Source organism: Embleya sp. AB8 (assembly GCF_049739465.1).
Classification (GTDB): domain Bacteria; phylum Actinomycetota; class Actinomycetes; order Streptomycetales; family Streptomycetaceae; genus Embleya.
The window spans coordinates 134,095-154,546 of sequence record NZ_JBMHHY010000012.1; the positions used below are offsets into that span (position 1 = coordinate 134,095).

Sequence of the window (20,452 nt, forward strand, 5' to 3'; positions counted from 1 at the left end):
CTACCCACTAAATTGGAAGGGTTCCCATGCGCGTACCAGAGACCACCGCCCCGCCCGTGGACGCCACCGAAGCCGTCGCGGCCGAGTACGAAGCCCGGCAGGCCATCCGGGACATGTGGGAGTTCGGCTTCCCTCGCTGCCCCCTGACCCGGTACGCGGAGAGCGCCGGACGCCTCGCCGACCGACTCGCCGCAGACGAGAGGAGCCGGGCTTCGCTGCGCTCCGACGAAGACCTCCGCGCCTTCGCGCGCCGCCACAACCGGCGCGAGCGGTTGCTCCAGATCACGGTGTTCGCCTACGCGTTGCTCCTGATCGCGGCGGCCGGCGTGTTCCTCGCGGTCACCTCCCCGTACTGGGCCGCCCGCTGGCTGTACCGCGCGCCGCGACGCTCCGCCGCGAGCTGACCACCGCGACCCGTCCGGGCCCACGGCCCGGACGGGTCCTGCTCCGCCACCACCGACGTAACGAGGAATCGTGACCACCGACCAGCCCCAGGCCACACACCTCACACCCGAGCGGATCGCGGAACTGCGCGACACGGCTCGCCGCGAAGCTGGCCCCTTCGTGAATCCCAAGGTGCTGAACACCCCGATCCACAACGCGGAGTGGGCCTCCACCATCCTCGGCCGCGCCTACTGCGGCCCGCGCTCGGTCACATGGCAGGAGCGATACCTGCTGTACATCGCCACTCGGGCCGAACCGGCACCTCCCCCGCCACCGCGAGCCACCGCCGCGCGGGCGCGATACCGCGCGGAAGAGGAGACGCGGCGCACGGTGGCCCACGAGAAGCACCGGAAACTCGTCGCGGTCTGGGAGGCAATGGCGGAGACGCTGAGGAAGCGCCACGGCGTCCGGGTCGAGGTGCGCCACAACTACACCAGCAGCCGGCACCTCGACGGCTTCACGCAGGGCGTCGACCACGTGTACCTCCTGGACGCCCTGACCGCCGGACGCCTCCGGAGGGACGCTGGACGAGTCCTCTGCTGGACCCCGAGCAGGGCTCGCGATCTCCAGGTCCTCGACGACCCGAACGACGACCGGCTGCCCACCTGCCGGGCGTGCCTGCGCATCGCACACGGCCTCACGAACCGACCCGTCTGAAACCCGCCGGGTTGTGTCCCGACAGTGTCCGGACACGCCTGAACAGCACAAACACAGGATCGAGGACAGGTGTCCGGACAGCCGACAGGTGCGTCCGGACACTGTCCGGACAGCCACAAGGAGCCTTCAGCCTTGACCACCCTTCCCCCACCCAAGTCCCCGACCGTCGCCATCGCGCGCATCCTGCGCGGCCGTCTCGGCCTGACCCAGGGGCGCGACTTCCGCGTACGCGGCGAATACAGCAACGGCGAGCGACTGCACTCCTACGTCGTGACCCTCAACGGGGTGGCCGACGCGACGATCGCCAGGCACGCCGACGACATCGAGCGGTGGTCGAACGAGGGCCCGTTCCCGTTCCGCGTGTCCGTGCGCTACCACGGCTCCAGCCCCAGGCCCCACACCGACATCGCGAACGGCGGACCCCGGGTCCGCGACACACCCCCCGACCCACCGACCGAGGCCCCGACCCCGACCGAGCCGGCCGGACCAGCGCCGGTCGAGGCACCGGGCGCTCCGGCGGCTCCCGACATCCCGTCGCCGACCACCGCGAGCGACGCCCTCGCGCAGGCACGCGAACGGGCACGCCAAAAGCGCCGGGCCCTCGCGCTGGAATGGTCCGCTGGCCAGGCCGAACTGGTCGCCGCCGCCGGCGCGGCCCAGCTCCATGTCGACCCGGACGGCGAGCTACGCCAACGCGCCCGGCCCGGCCTGGGCGGACAGCGGTTGGCCGCGCCCCGCCTGCGTCCGCTGGTGGAGGCCGGGTTGATCATCGTCGGCAACCCCGACGCCCTCGGCGTTCAGCGTGTCCAGGTCACCGCAGACGGCCGCACGGCGCTCGCACTGTGGCGACGGTGGCGACCGACACCCGTGGTGAAGGACCGCAGGCGAGAGCTCGGACGGCTGCCGGTGCTGATGGGCGGCGAATACGCGCAGTGGATCAGCCGGATGACCGCCCAGGAGGACCGGCGCCGAAAGGCCGAGCGAGAGCACTTCGACGCGGCGCTCGCCGCGCAACACGCCTGGTATGCCCGGGAGACGCCGCTGCGCGCGGCCTGGGCTGCGGTCAACAAGATCCTGAACCCGATCGTTCGCCGGCCCCTCGGCTGGACGCCGACCCCGGACGAGGTCACGCAACACGAGCTGGACCCCGCGGTCGTTGAGGAGTTGCGCGCCGATGCCATCTGCCCGCAGGAATGCCCGACGGTTCCCAGAAGCCAACCCCTGCGGCCGCTCCAGCTGCCACGATTCGACCCGGACACAAACGAGCCAGAGCAGATGGCCCTGTTCGGCGCGCTCGTTGCGTAGAGCGCCACCTGACCGGCACCAACGAAGACCGCACCCGGCATCGACCGGGCGCGGTCTTCGTCGTGTTCCACCCAACGGACCGAGGAGATATGCAGTGACACCAGAGCAGACATCGGCCGCAGCCACGATGGCCGCCGTGTACGTCGCCCTCCTCACAGGGCATCAGGTGGGGGACCACTGGATCCAGAGCCACACCGAAGCCATGCGGAAGGGCGGCCCGGGGTGGTCGGGCCGCTGGATGTGCGTTCGGCACGTCTTCACGCTGACCGCCACCAAGTTGGCGGCCGTGGCGCTGGTGTGGACGACGCTCGGGCTGTCCATCGGCCTCGTCGGCCTGGTCGTGGGCCTGGCCGTCGACGCCGTCAGCCACTATTGGGCGGACCGCAGGACGACACTCCGGCGCCTGGCCGAGGCGGCCGGCAAACGGGACTGGTGGGAGAACGACCCGCACGCGCCATACCTGCTCGACCAGAGTTGGCATTTGGGGTGGCTGCTTCCGAGCGCGCTGATCATCGCCACCCTGTGAGGGCGACGCCGCACGGAACCCGGGGCCACGTCAGGCGGTCGGTTCGGGCTTGGGGCGCGGCGCCTTCCTCGTGCCGTGGCCGCTGGCGATGTCCGCGACCCGCTGAGTCGACACCTTCAGCAGAGGAGCGATCTGCGCGTCGTTCATGTCCTGGGCCTTGAGGTCCCGCACGGCGAGTTGCCGCTGGTAGCGCAGCCACGCCTGAAGTCCCGGCACGGCATTCAGGGCCTCGGTCAGGATTCGGGCGCGTGTGGTCGCGTCGCGTCCCTCCACGAGGGTGAGGGCGACGGCGAAGGCTTCGGGCAGGTCTACGGGTTGCGGCTCGCGTGGGGTGGGCGCCATTCCCCGAATATAGGGGGTACCCACTAAAGACGGTGAGCCGATGGGCGCGGCGCAGCGGCGGGCGGCGCGAGCCCGCGACCTGGGGGAATGCAGGTGGGCAGGCCGAAATCCAGGAACGATCCTCACTCGATCGAGTGAACGTTCCACTGGGTCATATAGTGCCTACCCACTAGACTGAAAGTGTTCAAATCACTACAAAGAGTAAGAAATGGACCCGCATGCAGCGCAGCGCGCGAGACATCGCCTGCACCCTGGGCCGGCTCACCAAGCCCGACGCCTCGACCGCCGGCACGCTCTCCCCCGAGGTGGCCGCCGCTCTGGCCGAGGCCGCCTCGTTCCTCGACCGACTCGACCACACCACCACCGCGGTCTTCGGCTGGCTGGTTCGCGAGGGCACCGAGTACCGCGACGTGAACGCGGCCGTCCACCACGCGCTGAAGGAGGTCCCCGACGCGCGCGCCCTCGCGATCGTCGCCACGCACCTCCACGGCGATTTCGCCGGGCCGATCATCGAACACCTCCGGCACCTCGACCCGGCGCGGTTCGACCCGGACGCAACGGACCGGGAGGACACGAGCGAGGAGGAGGACGCGCACGCGATGGTCGCGGCTCTCGGGGCCGCCGGCATCCCGGCCAGCGCGATCCCCACCGGCAGCCACTGCTACGCGGCCGAGGTCGTGCTGCCCGGCGGGGACGTCCTCCAGTTGACGACCGCCACCGGAGCATGGTCCGGGACCGTCTACCGCGACGGCGAGATCACCTGGCAGGACGAGTGGACGGACACGGACACCCCGGAGGCGACCGTTCGGTGTGTCCTGGACAAGTCCTTCGGGCTCGAAGGCACCCGTCCCGTCGAGGCGACCGCGCGCGAGGGCGAAGACGGCGCCAGCACGCGCGTGACGCCCTGGGAGGTCAAGCTTCTCCACGACAGTCTCGATCTGGTCGACACGTGGCTCAGGGGAGAGTCGGCGGACGGATGGCGGGCCGACCTCGGCGACGCCTTGGTTGTCGCGGGACTCCGGGAGCAGCGCGAAGGCATCGTCAAGGACCTGGCGCACTGGGCCGCGATCCTGTCCCGAGGCGGAGCGGACGGCAGCACGGCATGGGGCCGGGGCGACTTCGAGCGCGGCGACCACACGCGGATCGACGGGCGTTGGTACGAGGTGGTGAGGGCCAACCCGAAGACGGTGACCGTGGCAAGTGACCGGCCGGGGACAACGCAGCGATTCCCCTACGGCCGGTTGAACGCGCGGATGACGGCCGAGGAGCTGCGCCGGTACCGGCCCGAGGACCCCCGAGCGTCCCGGCCGTAGCCGAGGGTTCGAGGCTCTGACCTGCGGCGATGGCCGTGGGCGGCGTCAAATTCCGGCCCGATTTTCACTCTTTCGAGTGATCGATTCACTGGGTCATATAGTGCCTACCCACTAGACTGAAAGTAGTTCAAACAACAACAAAAACCACCACCAACCACCGGGAGCACACAGTGACCAGCACCGAAACCCTCACCAGCGTCTTCACCTCCGTCGTCACCTCCACGTGGAAGGCGACGAACCTCGGCTGGATGGCCTCCGTTCGGGTCGACGGCTACGACTGGACGGTCCTCCTGCCCCCCATGGGCCGCGACGCGAACGGCGACGACGAACCGGCCCGCGCGGAGATCTTCGGGTGCGAGGGCTGGGGCGGGACCGAGTTCGTGACCGGACAGGCCACGTGGACCCAGAACGTCGCCATCGTGGACGCGGTCATGGCGGCCCGCCGCGCGCCGTGACAGTGCCGCCCATCATTTAGTGCCTACCCACTAGGAGGTGGTCCGGGGTGACCGAGAGGCACCTCGGGCCGACCCCCACGACCGGAGGACGCGCATGCGAAACCGACCCCTCACTGCCACCGAGGCCGTCGAACTGGGCGATGCCGTGGGCAGGATCGCGGCCCTAGCCGCGATGGCGATCAACCGCGAGTACCCACGCCACGGGCTCAGGGACCTGGTGGAGCAGTTCACCCGGGAGCACAGCACGACGTTCCTCGCGGGCCGCTACCTGGCCGGCATCGACAAGGGCATGCCGGCCGCCGAGGCCGCCGCCGACGCGGGACGCGAGCTGATCCGCGCGTGGGCGGACGCCCGGCGGGCGGCCATGGCCCACGTCAAGCCTCTGACCTGTGGCAATGCGGTAGGGGACGTCAAATCCAACGGCGATATTCACTCGATCGAGTGACCGTTCCACTGGGTTATATAGTGCCTACCCACTAAATTGAAAGTAGTTCAAATAGCAACAAACACCACCCCACCAAGGAGCCTGGAATGGACGCCAGCACCGCCCTCGACCGCGCCACCATCTGCGCGAACCTCGCCTTCACCGCAGACGCCGACGCTCGCGCCCGCCTCACCGAAGCACTCGCCGCCCCGCAGAACACCAACCTGGCGAGCTACATGCGGGACGTCATCACCACCGCGGCCAACGCGCAGCCGTGGCACAGCCTCCTGGAGCGCGCTGAGCACTGCGGCCTCCGCGAAGCCCTGATCATCGAGCGCCGCAAGGCGACCGAAAGCCTGCTCGTCTCCGGATACGGGATGAGCACCTGCATGATCACCAACGCTGGCCGGTTCGCCGAGCAGGAGGGGCTGCGCCGCTTCCTCAGCGGCACGGAACTCATCGACATCACCGAGACGCCGGCTCCGGTCGCCGAGCCCGCCCCCGAGCCGGCTCCGGGTCCCGCTTCCATTCCGGTCCCGCCGCAGAAGGTGACCCAGGCTCAACGGCGGGTGCTCCAGGTCATCGCCGAGGCCGGTGTCGCCATCTACGAAGGCAAGATCGGCCAGCGGCGGGTGGAGACCCGGAAGTCGGGCCACGTCCGGCCGCGCATGGACATGGTCCAGCAGGCCATCGAGCGGGGCTGGGCCGTCCAGGACCGCAGCATCAGCCTCTACCGCGGCCAGGACGTGAGCCTCACCGACGCCGGCCGGGCGATCCTCGCCGGCTGACCGGACCACCGGGCGGGGCCACCCGGCCCCGCCCCACTCCCACCCCAACCAGAAAGAGGGACCACCCATGGCCACCATCACGATCACCCACACCCGAGCGGAGGGCACGCTCCTCGACGGTTCCAGGAAGGGGGATGGCGTCTTCGACATCGTTCGCCACCACGGCTTCTGGTCCTCCCGTTCGCTCGGCTGCCTCTACATCCGGCAGTCGCGGGACAAGGAGGCGCAGACCTGGAAGATCAACGCGGCGGCCGAGGCCCTGCGCCGGGCCGGCCACGAGGTCGAGGTCCGGATCGACGAGGACACGCGGCGCACCTTCGCGGAAGCCGAGGCCGACCGCGCGGAACGAGCCGACGAGCGCGCCGACCGGTTCGCGAACCGCGCGGACCGCGCCACCTCCGCCTCGAACGCGCGGCGCGCGGCGTCGGACCGCATTTCGGACGGCATCCCCATGGGACAGCCAATCCTCGTCGGCCATCACAGCGAGCGCCGGGCCCGCCGGGACATCGAGCGGATGCACGGGCACATGCGGGCGTCGATCGAGGAGGGCAGGAAGGCGGGGTACTGGTCGGACCGGGCCCGGACGGCCGAGAACTACACCAGGTTCCGGAACGATCCGAAGCGCACCATGCGGCGCCTGGAGGAGCGGCGCGCCGAACTGCGCCGGCAGGAACGGCACCTGGCCGAGGCGAACGAGAAGGGCTGGGACGGCGCCCGGCACGAGCGGCTGATCGCGGACCTGAGGGATGAGATCACCCACTGGGAGGGCATCATCGCCCAGGCGGAGGCCGAGGGCGTGAAGTTCTGGGGCCCGGCCGACTTCGTGCCCGGTGACTTCGTGTTGTACTCCGGCAGTTGGTACGAGGTGCATCGGGTCAACCCCAAGACGCTGTCCATCGCCTGGAACCTGCGGCTCGCCCCCAAGCAGGTGATGACTGTGGAGGACGCCACCAGCGGCGCCCGGGTCTGGACCCATCCGGCCGACTACACCCGGGTGCGGGCCCGTTGCCCGGGTGAGGCGATGCGCGGGTTCCTCGCGGATGGCAAGGTCCCCGGAACGTTCGAGGCGAACGTGGCCTCGAACTGCATGCCCGCCGGTCCGATCCGCGAGGCGCTGGCCGCCAAGCCGAAGCCGAGGACGAAGCGGCGCGACCCGCGGATTCCGGCGGGCGTGAAGATCGAGTGCCCGTGGAACGCCACGGAGGCGAGGCTGACGTGGCTCAACGGCCGGAACCAGCCCCACAAGGACCGCGAGCCGGTGACGATCCAGGCACCGGAAGGCGAGAGGTTTACGCACTCCGTGTGGTCCCGGGCCCTGGAAGACGAGGTCACGAAGTATCTGGCTGCGCAGGGCTTCACGCTGCTCGACGGGCACAGCGGAGGCTCGGGGGAAGGCATCGTCCGCAAGATCACGCCCGCTCCGGGCGGGTGACCGGCGCGGCGCTGCTGCGGGCGCCGAGAGGCACGGCAAGCGTCTGACCTGCTGAAACAAGGTCGCGCGAGGTCAAATTACACAGCGATATCCACTCTTACGAGTGAACGATCCGCTGGGTCATATAGTGCCTACCCACTAAGCTGAAAGTAGTTCAAAGAACAACAAACACCGCATCGCTACAGGGGCACACCATGATCAACTTCCCGGGTTACGTCACGATCGGCAGCATCGACCTCTCCGACCACGGGATGGACCTCGAGGCGTACGCGATCGTCTACGCCGACACCGTCACCGGCGACGTGTTCACCCTCTACGCCTCCGGCTGCGTGTGCTGCTCCGACGCGCTCGACGACCTGTTGCCGGGCTACGGCGAGCGGGCCGCATCGCTGCGGAACCTGGGAACCACGCTGGTGGACCACATGAACGACACGAACCTCGACGGCGACGCGCGAATGCTGGCCGAGGAGCAGATGCGAGACATCATCCGGTCGGCGTCCGACCGATTCGCGCCAGCCACGTTGGACGCGCGGGAGATCGCGGCGATCGGTTCGTGACACACCGGGCGGGCGCCCCCACGGACGCCCGCCCGGCCCTCACCCGACTTGCATCTAGTGGGTACCCACTACCACCAGAGAGGCCAGCCATGACGACCGAACCCACCACCACGCCCCTCAAGAAGGCGACCGCCCCCAAGACCACCCGCGCGCGCAAGACGACCGCCACTGCGGCCACCGAGGCGGACAAGCCGACTAAGAAGGCGTCGACCCCCAAGACCACCCGCGCACGCAAGGCGGCCACCACCGCGGCCACCGAGAAGGCGACTGCCGCCGAGGTCATCGAACCCACCAAGGTCAGCAAGCGCCGCGAAGTCGCCGCCGCGAAGGCGAAGGCCACCTCAGATCAGGTCCGCTCGATCCAGAAGACCATCCCGCGCGCGCTGATCGACCGGGACCCGAACCAGCCGCGCGAGCTGTTCGATCAGCAGAAGCTCGATGGACTCACGCGGTCGATGAAGAAGCTGGGACAGCTCCAGCCGATCACCGTCCGCGAGGAATCCGTCGACGGCAAGCTCACCGGGCGGTACACCCTCGTCATGGGCGAGCGCAGGTGGCGCGCGGCCGAGCCGGCTGGCATCACCGAACTCACGGCGCTCGTCCTGCTCGGCGACCGGCCGCGCCGCGAGACCTTCGCCCAGGCGGTCGCGGAGAACGTCGGCCGCGTGGACATGACGCCCCTCGAAGAGGCCAAGGCGTTCGCGCAACTCCGGGACGACGACTACGAGATCGAGGAAATCGCCGACATGGTCGGCAAGAGCGCCGCGTACGTCGGGTGGCGCATCGACCTCCTGAAGCTCTGCGACTCCGCCCAGGAAGCACTCGGCAAAGGGCACCTCTCGGTGAACCTGGCCTGGTACGTCGCCCGGCTGCACTGCGACAACCAACGGCGGTTCCTCACCAAGTGGGTGCGCGGCCAGTTCAAGAGCACCCGCGACGCCGAGGACTACGTCAAGGCCGTGCTCGCCGAGGAGCGGCGTCAGCAGGACCATGGCCAGATCTTCATGCTCTCCCCGGAGGTCGAGGGCGCGCGCCTGACCGGGGACCAAGACGAGTTGCCCGGCGTGACAGACCTCCCCGAGGAGCAGCGCGAGCGCATCCTCGCCGATCGCGGTCGCCTCACCGGCAAGTTCGACAAGCTCGGCGGCGCGGGCGCGATCCTCGCGGAGTTGGCCACCGCGGACGCCGAGGACCTGGCGCTGCTCCTGGCCGGCGCCGCCGGCGGCGTGCCCGCCTACACCCTGCGGGTCGAGCACCTGCGGGACGTGGCGGTCAAGGCGATCCGGACGCTGCGCGAGGCGCAGTCCATCGCGTCGGTCCGCGCGGCCGGCGCCCTGGTCCTCAACGAGGACGCGATCTCGGCCTGACCTCACCCACCACCGGGCGCGCCGGCCCCCTCCGGCGCGCCCCCCCAACCACCTGCCGGAAAGGCGCCCCCATGCGGTTTCCCAGCGATGTCCTGAACGTCCTCACCGACCCCCGCACCGAGATCCGCCACGATCGGGTGAGCGTCCCGTTCGAGATCGACCGGCCCGTGTACCAGCGGATGAACAACGTGCTGAAGGAGATGGGCGGCCGGTGGGACGGCCGCAACGCGATCAGGGGTCACGTCTTCCCGTACCGGATCGAGGAGCACATGCGCCAGTGCCTCGCGGCCGGCGAGTACCCGACGCGGTACGACCAGGGTTGGTACCCGACCCCGCACCCCCTGGTCATGCAGGTCTGCGACCTGGCCGGGATCTACGCCGGGCATACCGTTCTGGAACCCTCGGCCGGTTCCGGCGTCCTCACCAGCGAGATCGCCCGGCGCGGCGGCGTGGTGGACAGCGTGGAGTACGACGAGCGGCGGGTCGAACTGCTGCACGCGCAGGGCGACTCGCGGCGCGTAATCCACGCCGACTTCCTGAGCCTGGACCCGCTGGAGTACGAGGAGGGGTTCGACCGGATCGTGATGAACCCGCCGTTCGCCAACGGACTCGCCCACGTGCTCCACGCAATCCGGTTCATGAAGGACGACGGGATTCTCGTCTCGGTCATGGCCAACAACCTGATGTGGTGGAGCGACAAGGCCACGGTCGCATTCCGCGAGACGGTCGAGGAAGTGGGCGGCGAGATCGAGGCCCTGCCCGACGACTCGTTCGCTGCGAGCGGCACGGGCGCCCGGACTTGCCTGCTCTTTCTGCCCGGGTACGCAGGCGGGCCCCTCCGAACGCACGACTGGTTGAGGCAGCAGCCGCGCCAGCTCGACCTGTTCGCCGCGTAGCGCCCTGACCTGCGCTTTCACCCGAAATACCCGAGGGGTTCCCGGTACTTCAGGGCGTAACCCGCGTTGAACATAGTGGGTACCCACTAAAAGCTCCTCCCATCCAACCGGCACTACCTTCCTCCTCCTCGGCCGGGCCACGCGGCCCGGCCGGACCACTTCATCCCGAGAGGACCCCTTGTGAGCAATCCCAGACTCGAACTCGCGACCTGCACCTTCCAGGAGTTCGCGTCCACCATGGGCGCGCCGATCCGGACCACTGCGGGCGCTCCTCGGTGGACCCTCGGCTACCAGCTCGGCGGGCACGCCCGGAGCATCACCCCGCCCCGGAACCTCCTCTCGGCCGAACTCCCGCAGGACGCCTACGAGTTCACCTACCGGCGCTTCCTCAACACGACCGGCGTCGACACCATCCGCGCCGAACTCGAATCGCTCGCGGTCGCGAACGCCAGCCAGCCGCTCGTCCTCCTGTGCTTCGACCGGCTGAACCAGCCCAACGGCTGGTGCCACCGCACCATGTTCGCCGCCTGGTGGACCGAGCAGACCGGCGATCAGATTCCCGAACTGGGCGCACAGATGCCGACGTACCAGCCGCAGATGTCCCTCTTCGACACCGAGTAGCGGCCGAGGCCAGGTGGGCCCGGGCTCCGGCCCCGCCCACCCCTCTCATCACCTCCAACCCACGGCGAAAGGGCACCCCCATGACCAGCACCGCATCCGCTGGCCGAGAGTTCGTCATCTTCGGCCGCAACCAGGAAAACGGCTACGAGCTGTGGGACGTCGAGCCCGTACCCACCGGCCCCGAGCGCGGCGCCTACCTCGAGGAGCTGAGCTTCGAGGTGGAAGAGGCTGGCGGGAACACAGCGACCAAGCGCGCGGCCAGCGCCCGGGACGCGGTCGACCAGGTCCTCGCGGGTCTCTGCGCGGAACGCGGCGACACCTACCAACTCACCCCCACCAGCAACGTGACGGCCTACGGCCCGATCAGCGAGCCCCCGGGCACCGCCCGGGCCCTCTCTGGCAACCACACGGAGACCTACCTGGTGGAAGCGGCGAGCACGCCGGGCCCGGCCGCGATCACCGTCGAGGGCGTTTCCGACCGCGAGAGCCAGGCGATCCGTGATCGCGTGCGCGCGGCTGTACTGAACTCCGATCGGGTCTGGCCCGACTCGCGACTGACCGTCACTCTCACCCCGACGCGGCCCGGTGCCGACCGATGCGTGTCGGCCAGTCTCGATCTGGCGATCGCCTGCACCGTGTTGGCCGCCGCCGGCCTGCTGCCTGCGGCGTGCCTGACCCGGACCGCGCTGATCGGGGAACTGGGCCTGGACGGTTCGATCCGCCTCCCGTACGAGGCCCGGGAGCTGACCGACCTGCTGCGCCAACTGCGGTCGGCCGGAGCCGACACGGTCGTGATCCCGCTCGACGCACTGGGGATGAACAACACGGGGGTCCGCACTTTCGGGGCGCGCGACGTGAGCGAGGCACTGTCGATCGTGCACCTGATCGACAAGAGGTGCCTGTACGTCAACCCGTGAACCTCTGATCTTCCCCCGGCTGGCGGGGGTCGTGACCCTCCGCGGTCACGGCCCCTACGGCGGCCCAAGGGCCGAAGGAGCGTTGCCCGCCGCCCCCACGCCCGGCATTGACCGGCCGTCTCAGCCCCACCCAGCGACCCAGCGGTCCGGCCTCCTCCGCTCCGCATGACAGCCCCTGACCCGTGGTCGCGCGGGTGGTCCGAGTCGGTCATCAACGCGACTTTTTCCCAAATTCATTTGGGAAATCTGGTTATCCAAAGATGATTTAGGAAATGCTGGAAGTAGAACCACTCGCCTCCACCACCCCCAACACAAGGAGTCCTCATGCGCACGACCATCCGCAGGACAACCGATCGCATCCTCCTGAGCGACGCGGCGTTCGCCCAGAGCCGGCTGGAGATTGACGACGACGCCACGTACTACCTGTACGGCGAGGTCGGCCGCACCAGCGGGGCCCCCAGGATCATCGAGCGCGTCATGTCCGGCCTCCTGGCCCGGCACCACATCAACTCCCAACTGGTCTTGGCCATGGAGGAGGTGGAGCAGACCGGACCGGACGAGATCACGATCCGCTGCTCCACCCCGGACCCGACCCGCCTGCAGCCCGAGAGGGCCAACGGCCGCCAATTGGCCTTGGGCGAAGAGGAAGGGCCGGACCAGATCACGACCCCCGACCCGCGCCCGAGCGATATCCGGGACGACGGGCCCCGGACCTACACCTACTCGAAGATCTGCTAGCGGCGCGGCCGATGGGAGCGGGCGAGCACTCGGAATCCCACCGGCCGCAACACCCGGCACCGAAGGGCCTCACGACCCGACCAGGCGTGAGGCCCACCGTACCCACTTCAGATCACCGGAGGTACGCGTGAGCACCCCGTTCATCATCGTCGGCCGCGACGAAACCACCAGCTACACCCTCCTGGACGTCAGCCCCGCCCCCGCGAACGAGACTCAGCTGGACACGCTCCTCGACGAATTGGCCACCGAGGCGAACGAGGCTTTCGCCAACGTCAGCGTCGTCTGGGCCGACGACAGCACCGCGGCCGTCGAACAGCTCGTCGCGACCCTAGGCGAGCAGCACGGCGAGTCCGACTACGCGCTCACCCCGGCCGCCTCCGGGGCGCCGTGTGAGCTGCCCCGGACGATGAGCCTCCGGGGCCGGGCCGGGTCCGCCGATCGCGCCACCGTCTACCAAGTCGACGCCATCCGCGGACCCGGCCGAGGCTCGTTCGAGGTCACCGGTCCGTGCGACGACCACACGACCGAGATCCGCAACCGCGTCCGCTCCAGCCTCAACACCCACGGGTTCGGCTGGCCGCAAGACCGGATCGCGGTCCGGCTCACCCGGAACGAGTACGGCAACCGCTACGACAGCCCCACCGGTCTGGACCTGGCGATTGGCTGCACCGTCCTGGCCGTGGCCGGACGCCTGCCCGTCGAGTGCCTGGAAGGTGCGAGTCTCGTCGGTGAGTTGGGGCCCCACGTGGTGCTCCGGGTTCCGCGCGACCTGCGCGCCTCGGTCCGCGCGCTCGCCGAAGACGGCGCCACGAGCGTCATCGTCCCCGAAGCGGCCGTCGACGAGGCAACCGGCTTGGGAATCCAAGTGATCGGAACCACCTCCCTGTACGGCGCCCTCGAAATCCTGGCAGCCCACGTGCACCATCCGAAGATCTGCGTCCACTGCACGGGCGGGTGGATCCGCGCACCGCACCGCCCCTGCACCGACCGGTCGCCCTGTGCCAACTGCCGGGCCGACGACGAGCCCGACCACTTCCACGCCTGACGAGTTCCTCCGTGGGGCCGTGACCGATGTCGGTCACGGCCCCACGGCCGTCCAAGCCCGGAATAGGCGTCGCCTACCAACCCCCTACACCCGGCATCAACGAGGCGGTCTCAGCCCCACCCAAGCCCTCCAAGGAGCCGGATCCCCTCCCACCCACCAGGAAGAGAGCACCCGGATGGCGACAGGCGGACAGCTCGTGATGGACCTTCCCGGTCTCGAACCCGAGGTCCCCGACCTCACCGCCTACGACTGGATCATCGCGAACATCTCGGGCGGCAAGGACTCGCTCGCGATGATGTACGAGCTGGCCCGCCAGGCCCGCGCGGCCAACGTGATGGATCGGGTCGTGTGCGTGCACGCCGACCTCGGCGACGCCGAATGGCCCGGCACCCGCGAACTCGCCGAAGAGCACGCAGCGTTCTTCGGCTGGCGGTTCGAAGTCGTCGCTCGCAACGGGTCGGGCCTGATCGACCGCATCGAGGAACGCGGCATGTTCCCAGACGCATCGAACAGATGGTGCACGAGTGATTTTAAGAGAGGCCCGGTCCGGACCCTGATGACCCGCCTCGTCCGCGAACTGCTGGCCGCCAACCACCGCGACCAGGTGCGGATCCTGAACGTGATGGGTCTGCGCGCGGACGAATCCCCTGCCCGCCGGCGGCTCCTCGCGTTCGTCCACGACGGTGCCCGAACCTGCCCCTGCCCCGACTGCCGGCGGAGGCGGACGATCAGCGACGAGGCCAAGCGGAACAAGCGACCGGTCCCGAAGAAGGACAAGATCCGCCACGGCGCATCGAACACCCTGCGGCACGTCGACACCTGGCTGCCCGTGCACGCGTGGTCGACCGCCGATGTGTGGTCCGCCGTGTGGGCGTCCGGCGCTCGATCCCACCCCGCGTACGCGGCCGGGATGCCGCGTCTGTCCTGCGTGTTCTGCGTCCTGGCCTCGCGGCCGGCGCTCGTGCGGGCTGCGCAACTCCAGCCCGACTTGGCCGCGCGCTACGCACGGGTGGAGAAGAAGACCGGGCATCGATTCCGCAATGACCTGACGATGGCGGAGATCATCGCCGAGGCCGCCGCGACCCCGCTCCGGGCCACTCCGGTGGCCTGCTGGCAAGGCTGACTCCCCGGACCCGGCCACGTGTGCCCCGCGGTCTCCGGACTACGGGGCACACGCGCGTCCAAGGGCCTCACGGAGCGGCGCCCACCATTTCCCCAGCTCCCGTCTTCGCGGCAGTCCCAGCCCCACTCAAGGCCCCCATTCACGGCGGGAAATGGACCCTGAATTACTTTGACGAATCCATACGAAATACGTGTCGTCCTCTTGCCGAAATAGAAAGGCCAAGGAATTCAGAACGCCAGGATTAAGATAGAAAAAACGAACACTGAGAATACAGAAGGGCGTCTTTCCATCAAATTCCAGGGCTCCCCCACTACGCAAGGGAACCCACCGCAAACCTGAGCGGAGTCAAATATGACCACGGACACCATCCAGGTAGACACCCCGGACACCACCATCGTGGAGAAGATCCGGAAAGGCGAAGTCTCCTCCTTACGGCAGAGGAAATGCAGGTACTTCTCCCGTGGATCCAGCAGGCGATGACCGACCAGCCCAAGGAGCCGGAGAACTCGGACCTCTGCCAGACCCTCAGCCGCATCATCCGTCTCTGCGCCCGGTTCTACGGCACCCCCAAGATGACCCCCGAACACTGCATCTGCGAAGGCTGAAAGCCCCAGTGCCCCACGGTCCACGACCGTGGGGCACTTTCACGTTCTCGGCGCACTGACACACAGAGTCATGATCTGGCACACACCGTGAGGTACGATCCCGGCGTCGACTGGTTGCTTGAAGATGATGTCCAGTCGTCCCGCGCCGGAGGTGTAACAGCCGCACGTCTCCCTTCCGGGGGGAAGGACCACGTTCAAGTCGTGGCCGGCGCTCCAACCGAAGCCCCCGAACGGCCCCGTGCCTCGGGGGCTTCGTCATGCCCCGGTTTAGCCAGGTCAGCTACCATCCCCGCCCCAACCACGCTTCTCGTGACGCCACCCGGGGGCACACGATGTTCCACGGCTCGATCCCCGCGCCCCTCCGCTCGATCATCTACGAGCACGCCGGCCTCTGGCCGGGCGACGACATCTTCATCGGCTGCTCTGGCAACTTCACCATCGAGCGCGTGCTGCACGCCCGCTTCGGCGATGCCCGCCGCATCCACGGCAACGACATCCAGGCGTACTCGTGCGCCTTGGGTTGGTTCCTCGCCGGGGACCCGCTCCCGTTCACGCTCCGCGACCAGTACCAGGAGCAACTGGGTTGGCTCCGACCGCACCTCGACGACCGCGCCGACCTGATGGCCACGCTCATGTTGGGGACGCGCTTCCTCCAATGGGTCGACAAGGAAGGCCCGTACTTCCGGCGGATGATGGACGCCACCCGCGATCAGTGGCCTCGGATGCACGAGAAGACCGCGACGAAGCTCCGGGGACTGGAGACCAAGCTCGGCTCGTTCTACGCCGGCGACGTGCGCGACTACCTCGACCAGGTCCCGGCCGACGCCCCCGTGGTGATGTTCCCGCCGTTCTACGCCAAGGACTATCAAGCGCAGTTCGCGAGCATCGACGCCGCATTCGACTGGCCCGAGCCGTCGTTCAGCGAACTGACCGAGGATGGCAAGGAGCGGATCATCGAGCAGGTACAGGACCGGCCGAACTGGGTCCTTGGCCTGCACATCGAGCGGTCGGAACTGCGCGCCCAGCTCGCCGGCGTCGTGCAGACGGCGAACCGCGGCCTGCCGATCTACGTGTACGCCGCCGCCGGGCCGCGCCGGATCGTCCGCCCCCGGCAACCGATCGAGACGATCCGGATGCCGAAGATCGGCAGGGACGAGGACCTGGGCGAGCGGATGACCCTGCACGTCTTGAGCGGCGGCCAGTTCGCGGCGGTCCGGTCGCAGTTCATGTCCAAGACGATCAAGCCCGGCTCGCCGCTCCTCGCCTGCGGAGTCGCGGTCGACAACCGGCTGATCGGCGCGTTCGCGTACCTGCCGCCGAAGTTCGACCCGAACACGGCCTATCTCATGTCGGACTTCCCGGTGTCGTGGACGCGGTACCGGCGCCTTGCCAAGCTCATCGTGATGGCCGCTTCCACGAAGGAAGCGCAGGTCCTCATCCAGCGGTCGCTGTCCAAGCGCATCGACGGCTGGGCGACCACGGCGTTCACCGACCGGCCGAACTCGGCGAAGTACGGGCGCGGGATCCCCGGCGTGCGCCTGCACAAACGCAGCAAGCCCGGCGACGCGGGCGACGGCATCCACCGGTATCAGCTGCAGTACGGCGGCCCGCTCGGCGCGTACGACCTGCAAGAAGCCCTCGCCCTGTGGAAGAAGAAGCACGGATCGGACACGCGATGAGCCGCAACACCAGTACCTCCCTCAAGCCCCGCTTGGTGCGCCGCGACCCGCGGCTCCTCACCCGACTGTCGGTCAACGCCCGGTACATGACGAAGGAGGAGTACGACCGGCTCGTCGCCAACGTCAAGGAGGACGGCTGCCTCACCAGCGTGCCCCTGGTGTACGGCGCCGGCGAGTACGACGAGGGACGCGAACTCGTGCTGTCCGGGAACCACCGCTGCGATGCAGCCGTGGAGGCGGAGGTATTCGAGATCGACGTGATGCTCATCGATGACCCCCAGGAGAAAGACCAGTTGATCGCCCGGCAGATCTCGCACAACAGCATCTCCGGCCGCGACGACCCGGCCACGCTCAAGCAGCTGTACGACGAGATCGAGGACGTCGATTGGCGCGCCTACTCCGGCCTGGACGACGAACAGCTCCAGCTCCTCGCCGAGGTCTCCCCCGAGGGCCTGTCCGAAGCGAACCTCGACTTCGCGACGGTGAGCCTCGTGTTCCTCCCCCCGGAACTGGAAGCCGCCCGGGAGGCGTTCGAGCAGGCCCGCCTCGGCCAGAACGCCTCCTGGCTCGCCGCACGAGCCGACTACGAACAGACCCTGGACACGCTCGCGTCCACCCACGCCGCGCACAAGGTCGGCAACGTCGCCACCGCGCTCCACGCGATCCTCGCCATCGTGGAGAACCACATCACCGACCTCCAGCAGGGCTACACGAGCCCCGACGGCGAACCCCTGCACAGCGGCACCGTGGGACTCGAAACCGTCCTCGGTGCCCGCCACCTCCCGGCACCGGCCGCCGTCACCATCAACAAGGCCATCGCCGCCGCAGAGGGACGCGGCGAGATCACCCAAGGGCAGGGGTGGCGCCTGCTCGAACGTCTGGCAGGCAAGTACCTGTCGGGCGCCAACCACGTCCCCGGCACCACAGGCGGCGAGTCATGACCACCCACGCCCCCATCACGCTGGCCCCCACCCTCGACCCCTGGGAACGACAGCCCGGCGAGTCAGCACGCAAATACGGACAGTTCGTCACGTACCGGGACCTCGGACGGGCCCGCACCCTGGCCAAGACCGCCCAGAAGCTGACCCTTGTGTACGGGCACGTGAAGAACGTGGCGGCCGAGTTCCGGTGGCGGGAACGCGTCGAGGCGTACGACCGGCACCTGGACCGGCTGTACGAGGCGACGTGGGTGGAAGAGCGCCGCAAGGCCGCCGAAGCGGACGCGAAGATCCTGGGCGCAGCGATCGGCAAGTTGGCGCAGCGCCTGGGGACCCTGCGCGCCGACGACCTGAGCCCCGGGGACTTCATCCGGTTGATGGACGTCGCCATGCGCCACCGCCGGGTGTTGTTCGGCGATCCGACGGAGACGATCGCCGTCACCGGCCAGGGCGGGAACCCGCTCTCCGTCCAGCTCGCCGAGTTCGCGCGGATGCCGGAGGAGCAGCGGCGCGTGCGCCTGGCCGATCTCGCCGAGGCCGTGACCCGGCGCCTGCGCGCGGTCGACCGCTCCGACGACGAGGACGACGGGCCCGGCGACCAGGCCGAGGACGGCAGCGGGGAGTGAGCCAGCGCCAGGCCGCCGGTGAGCTGGACCACTTGGACGACGCGGCGGTGCTCCAGCAGCTCGAAGCCGCCAAGCGGTCAATGGGCCGGGGCCTGCTGCGCGACCCTGTCGTCCTCGCGCGGGGCCTGGACCGCACGTACCGGATGCGCCCGCACCTGAAGGTCATCGGCGAGGCCCTGGCTGGCGTCGAACACGGGGATTATGACCGGCTGCTCATCATCACGCCGCCGCAGGTCGGGAAATCTACGACGGTCGCGGAGTGGTTCCCTTTCTGGTGGCTATGTCTGCACGGGGAGGACCGGGTCGCGGTCACCTCGTATTCCGACGACCTCGCGCTGCGGCGCGGCAAGACGATCCGAAGCTACGTCGAGGAGTACGGCGAAGAGTACGGTCTGTGCCTGCGTCCCGGCTCCGGGGCGCAGGCCGACTACGAATTCCTGTCCGGCGGCGGCGTCCGCTCGGTATCCGTCGGAAAGGGCCTGACCGGATTTCCCGTCAATGTGCTTCTGGTTGACGATCCGCACAAGGACAGGAGTGACGCCGAGTCGGAAGCATCCCGCAACGGCGTCCACGACTGGTATTCGTCGACCGCACTCAAGAGGTTGCAGCCGGACCGCAACTGCGTGGTGGCCGTTATGACCCGTTGGCACCCCGACGACTTCGCCGGCCGCCGCTTGGGCGAGGAAGGGCGCCTGGAAGAGGGTGGTAGGTGGAAGGTGGTGCACCTGCCCGCGCTTGCGGATCCGAAGTTCGGACCGGACCTCTTGGGTCGTGAGCGCGGCGAGCCGCTGCCCCACCCGAAGATCCCCACACGCGACAGGCGAGCGCTCCGGGCGTGGTGGGAGGACATGAAACGGACGTCGATCGTCCGGGACTGGCACGCCCTCGCCCAGGGTGACCCGCAGCCCGCGGAGGGCGCGTTGGTGTCCGAGGAGTTGCTGCGGATGCTGCGGGATGGCAGCAGCGAGGTCGAGGCACAGAAGATCGCTGTGGCGGTCGATCCCTCCGGTGGCGGCCGGGACACCGCCGGAGTCATCGGCGGCTTCCTCGGAGACGACAACCGCGTCTGGATCACGCACGACGTGTCGGCGCCGATGTCCTCGGCCGAGTGGTCCACTGCGGCCTGCCTACTCGCCCACGAGACGAACGCGGCGATCATCTACGTGGAGGCGAATTACGGCCGCGACATGTGCGAACTCGCGATCCGCACGTCGTGGGAAACACTCCAGCGCGCCGAGGAGATCCCCGGCAACGTCCTGATGCCGGCCGTCGATCTCGTAACCGCCAAGCAGGGCAAACTGCTGAGGGCAGAGCCGGTGGCGCAGCAGATGGTGCAGGACCGGGTGAGGCTGCGCGGGCTGTTCACGGACCTCGAACGGGAGTGGACGACGTGGCAGCCCACCGACCCGGGCAGCCCCGGCCGGATCGACGCCTCGACGATCCTCGTCTACGGCCTCATCCCGGAGGCCAACAAGGGCGCGATCGTCCACGCCCCGTTGCCGAAGGCGCCGCAGGCGCCAAGCAGCGCGGGGGCCGCGTACAGCCGGCGGATCGGCAGGTAGCGCGGCATGTAGCAATTTAGATTGATTAGTTAGGTTAGGCGCGGATTTGAGCTTTTGGCCTACGATGCCCGCCCACCATCGGACATCCAGCC

The 20,452-nt window shown here is 68.9% G+C and carries 23 protein-coding genes; 22 read left to right on the forward strand and 1 reads right to left on the reverse strand.

Going from position 1 to position 20,452, the window contains the following annotated elements:
- The first annotated feature begins 26 nt into the window (after positions 1-26).
- The 4 genes from ABIA38_RS19120 to ABIA38_RS19135 all read left to right on the forward strand — a co-directional run bounded on the left by ABIA38_RS19120 (position 27) and on the right by ABIA38_RS19135 (position 2,932).
- A complete protein-coding gene (locus tag ABIA38_RS19120; protein WP_424639891.1) occupies positions 27-404 on the forward strand; it encodes a hypothetical protein in 378 nt (125 codons plus the stop codon).
- Between the two features lie 70 nt (positions 405-474).
- On the forward strand, positions 475-1,101 hold the full coding sequence (locus ABIA38_RS19125; protein ID WP_424639892.1) for a hypothetical protein: 627 nt from the start codon (positions 475-477) through the stop codon (positions 1,099-1,101).
- A 132-nt stretch (positions 1,102-1,233) separates the two neighbouring features.
- Positions 1,234-2,406: a hypothetical protein gene (locus ABIA38_RS19130; protein WP_424639893.1), complete on the forward strand. Its 1,173-nt coding sequence runs from the start codon at positions 1,234-1,236 to the stop codon at positions 2,404-2,406.
- A gap of 94 nt (positions 2,407-2,500) precedes the next feature.
- Positions 2,501-2,932, forward strand: a complete 432-nt coding sequence (locus ABIA38_RS19135; protein ID WP_424639894.1) for a DUF3307 domain-containing protein — start codon at positions 2,501-2,503, stop codon at positions 2,930-2,932.
- A gap of 30 nt (positions 2,933-2,962) precedes the next feature.
- Here the strand turns inward: ABIA38_RS19135 and ABIA38_RS19140 are convergent, their stop codons facing one another.
- Positions 2,963-3,274, reverse strand: a complete 312-nt coding sequence (locus ABIA38_RS19140) for a sigma-70 family RNA polymerase sigma factor (RefSeq protein WP_424639895.1) — start codon at positions 3,272-3,274, stop codon at positions 2,963-2,965.
- 218 nt (positions 3,275-3,492) lie between these two features.
- Between ABIA38_RS19140 and ABIA38_RS19145 the strand changes: the two genes are divergently transcribed.
- The 18 genes from ABIA38_RS19145 (at position 3,493) to ABIA38_RS19230 (ending at position 20,360) form a co-directional block, all read left to right on the forward strand.
- A complete protein-coding gene (locus tag ABIA38_RS19145) occupies positions 3,493-4,587 on the forward strand; it encodes a hypothetical protein (protein ID WP_424639896.1) in 1,095 nt (364 codons plus the stop codon).
- A 170-nt stretch (positions 4,588-4,757) separates the two neighbouring features.
- Positions 4,758-5,042, forward strand: coding sequence for a hypothetical protein (locus ABIA38_RS19150; protein WP_424639897.1), 285 nt, complete (start codon positions 4,758-4,760; stop codon positions 5,040-5,042).
- Positions 5,043-5,136: 94 nt separating this feature from the next.
- On the forward strand, positions 5,137-5,487 hold the full coding sequence (locus tag ABIA38_RS19155) for a hypothetical protein (RefSeq protein WP_424639898.1): 351 nt from the start codon (positions 5,137-5,139) through the stop codon (positions 5,485-5,487).
- 86 nt (positions 5,488-5,573) lie between these two features.
- Positions 5,574-6,254: a hypothetical protein gene (locus tag ABIA38_RS19160; protein ID WP_424639899.1), complete on the forward strand. Its 681-nt coding sequence runs from the start codon at positions 5,574-5,576 to the stop codon at positions 6,252-6,254.
- A gap of 67 nt (positions 6,255-6,321) precedes the next feature.
- Entirely contained in the window at positions 6,322-7,686 is a 1,365-nt protein-coding gene (locus ABIA38_RS19165) for a DUF3560 domain-containing protein (protein WP_424639900.1), read from the forward strand.
- A 194-nt stretch (positions 7,687-7,880) separates the two neighbouring features.
- Positions 7,881-8,243, forward strand: a complete 363-nt coding sequence (locus ABIA38_RS19170; protein WP_424639901.1) for a hypothetical protein — start codon at positions 7,881-7,883, stop codon at positions 8,241-8,243.
- Positions 8,244-8,332: 89 nt separating this feature from the next.
- Complete coding sequence (locus ABIA38_RS19175) at positions 8,333-9,610, forward strand: ParB/RepB/Spo0J family partition protein (RefSeq protein WP_424639902.1); 1,278 nt, start codon at positions 8,333-8,335, stop codon at positions 9,608-9,610.
- Between the two features lie 71 nt (positions 9,611-9,681).
- A complete protein-coding gene (locus ABIA38_RS19180) occupies positions 9,682-10,506 on the forward strand; it encodes a methyltransferase (RefSeq protein WP_424639903.1) in 825 nt (274 codons plus the stop codon).
- A gap of 180 nt (positions 10,507-10,686) precedes the next feature.
- Positions 10,687-11,127, forward strand: a complete 441-nt coding sequence (locus ABIA38_RS19185) for a hypothetical protein (protein WP_424639904.1) — start codon at positions 10,687-10,689, stop codon at positions 11,125-11,127.
- Positions 11,128-11,207: 80 nt separating this feature from the next.
- Positions 11,208-12,044, forward strand: a complete 837-nt coding sequence (locus ABIA38_RS19190) for a magnesium chelatase domain-containing protein (protein WP_424639905.1) — start codon at positions 11,208-11,210, stop codon at positions 12,042-12,044.
- Positions 12,045-12,368: 324 nt separating this feature from the next.
- Positions 12,369-12,782, forward strand: coding sequence for a hypothetical protein (locus tag ABIA38_RS19195; protein ID WP_424639906.1), 414 nt, complete (start codon positions 12,369-12,371; stop codon positions 12,780-12,782).
- Between the two features lie 127 nt (positions 12,783-12,909).
- Entirely contained in the window at positions 12,910-13,827 is a 918-nt protein-coding gene (locus ABIA38_RS19200) for a magnesium chelatase domain-containing protein (RefSeq protein ID WP_424639907.1), read from the forward strand.
- A 199-nt stretch (positions 13,828-14,026) separates the two neighbouring features.
- Positions 14,027-14,950: a phosphoadenosine phosphosulfate reductase family protein gene (locus ABIA38_RS19205; RefSeq protein ID WP_424639908.1), complete on the forward strand. Its 924-nt coding sequence runs from the start codon at positions 14,027-14,029 to the stop codon at positions 14,948-14,950.
- Positions 14,951-15,393: 443 nt separating this feature from the next.
- A complete protein-coding gene (locus ABIA38_RS19210) occupies positions 15,394-15,555 on the forward strand; it encodes a hypothetical protein (RefSeq protein ID WP_424639909.1) in 162 nt (53 codons plus the stop codon).
- A 257-nt stretch (positions 15,556-15,812) separates the two neighbouring features.
- Positions 15,813-17,234 (forward strand): hypothetical protein, encoded by a 1,422-nt coding sequence (locus ABIA38_RS19215; RefSeq protein ID WP_424639910.1) that lies wholly within the window; start codon positions 15,813-15,815, stop codon positions 17,232-17,234.
- Positions 17,231-18,175 carry a ParB N-terminal domain-containing protein gene (locus tag ABIA38_RS19220; RefSeq protein WP_424639911.1) on the forward strand — a complete coding sequence of 315 codons (945 nt, stop codon included), beginning with the start codon at positions 17,231-17,233 and terminating at the stop codon, positions 18,173-18,175. The genes ABIA38_RS19215 and ABIA38_RS19220 overlap by 4 nt, the downstream gene beginning before the upstream one ends.
- Positions 18,172-18,798 (forward strand): hypothetical protein, encoded by a 627-nt coding sequence (locus tag ABIA38_RS19225; protein ID WP_424639912.1) that lies wholly within the window; start codon positions 18,172-18,174, stop codon positions 18,796-18,798. The genes ABIA38_RS19220 and ABIA38_RS19225 overlap by 4 nt, the downstream gene beginning before the upstream one ends.
- Positions 18,795-20,360 carry a hypothetical protein gene (locus ABIA38_RS19230; protein ID WP_424639913.1) on the forward strand — a complete coding sequence of 522 codons (1,566 nt, stop codon included), beginning with the start codon at positions 18,795-18,797 and terminating at the stop codon, positions 20,358-20,360. The genes ABIA38_RS19225 and ABIA38_RS19230 overlap by 4 nt, the downstream gene beginning before the upstream one ends.
- The last annotated feature ends 92 nt before the right edge of the window (positions 20,361-20,452 follow it).

Excerpts from the sequence above, each read along its gene's own strand:
- ABIA38_RS19120 (WP_424639891.1), top strand. The coding sequence starts at position 27 with ATGCGCGTACCAGAGACCACCGCCCCGCCCGTGGACGCCACCGAAGCC.
- ABIA38_RS19140 (WP_424639895.1), bottom strand. The coding sequence starts at position 3,274 with ATGGCGCCCACCCCACGCGAGCCGCAACCCGTAGACCTGCCCGAAGCC.
- ABIA38_RS19145 (WP_424639896.1), top strand. The coding sequence starts at position 3,493 with ATGCAGCGCAGCGCGCGAGACATCGCCTGCACCCTGGGCCGGCTCACC.
- ABIA38_RS19155 (WP_424639898.1), top strand. The coding sequence starts at position 5,137 with ATGCGAAACCGACCCCTCACTGCCACCGAGGCCGTCGAACTGGGCGAT.
- ABIA38_RS19160 (WP_424639899.1), top strand. The coding sequence starts at position 5,574 with ATGGACGCCAGCACCGCCCTCGACCGCGCCACCATCTGCGCGAACCTC.
- ABIA38_RS19165 (WP_424639900.1), top strand. The coding sequence starts at position 6,322 with ATGGCCACCATCACGATCACCCACACCCGAGCGGAGGGCACGCTCCTC.
- ABIA38_RS19170 (WP_424639901.1), top strand. The coding sequence starts at position 7,881 with ATGATCAACTTCCCGGGTTACGTCACGATCGGCAGCATCGACCTCTCC.
- ABIA38_RS19175 (WP_424639902.1), top strand. The coding sequence starts at position 8,333 with ATGACGACCGAACCCACCACCACGCCCCTCAAGAAGGCGACCGCCCCC.
- ABIA38_RS19180 (WP_424639903.1), top strand. The coding sequence starts at position 9,682 with ATGCGGTTTCCCAGCGATGTCCTGAACGTCCTCACCGACCCCCGCACC.
- ABIA38_RS19190 (WP_424639905.1), top strand. The coding sequence starts at position 11,208 with ATGACCAGCACCGCATCCGCTGGCCGAGAGTTCGTCATCTTCGGCCGC.
- ABIA38_RS19195 (WP_424639906.1), top strand. The coding sequence starts at position 12,369 with ATGCGCACGACCATCCGCAGGACAACCGATCGCATCCTCCTGAGCGAC.
- ABIA38_RS19205 (WP_424639908.1), top strand. The coding sequence starts at position 14,027 with ATGGACCTTCCCGGTCTCGAACCCGAGGTCCCCGACCTCACCGCCTAC.
- ABIA38_RS19210 (WP_424639909.1), top strand. The coding sequence starts at position 15,394 with ATGCAGGTACTTCTCCCGTGGATCCAGCAGGCGATGACCGACCAGCCC.
- ABIA38_RS19215 (WP_424639910.1), top strand. The coding sequence starts at position 15,813 with ATGCCCCGGTTTAGCCAGGTCAGCTACCATCCCCGCCCCAACCACGCT.
- ABIA38_RS19220 (WP_424639911.1), top strand. The coding sequence starts at position 17,231 with ATGAGCCGCAACACCAGTACCTCCCTCAAGCCCCGCTTGGTGCGCCGC.
- ABIA38_RS19225 (WP_424639912.1), top strand. The coding sequence starts at position 18,172 with ATGACCACCCACGCCCCCATCACGCTGGCCCCCACCCTCGACCCCTGG.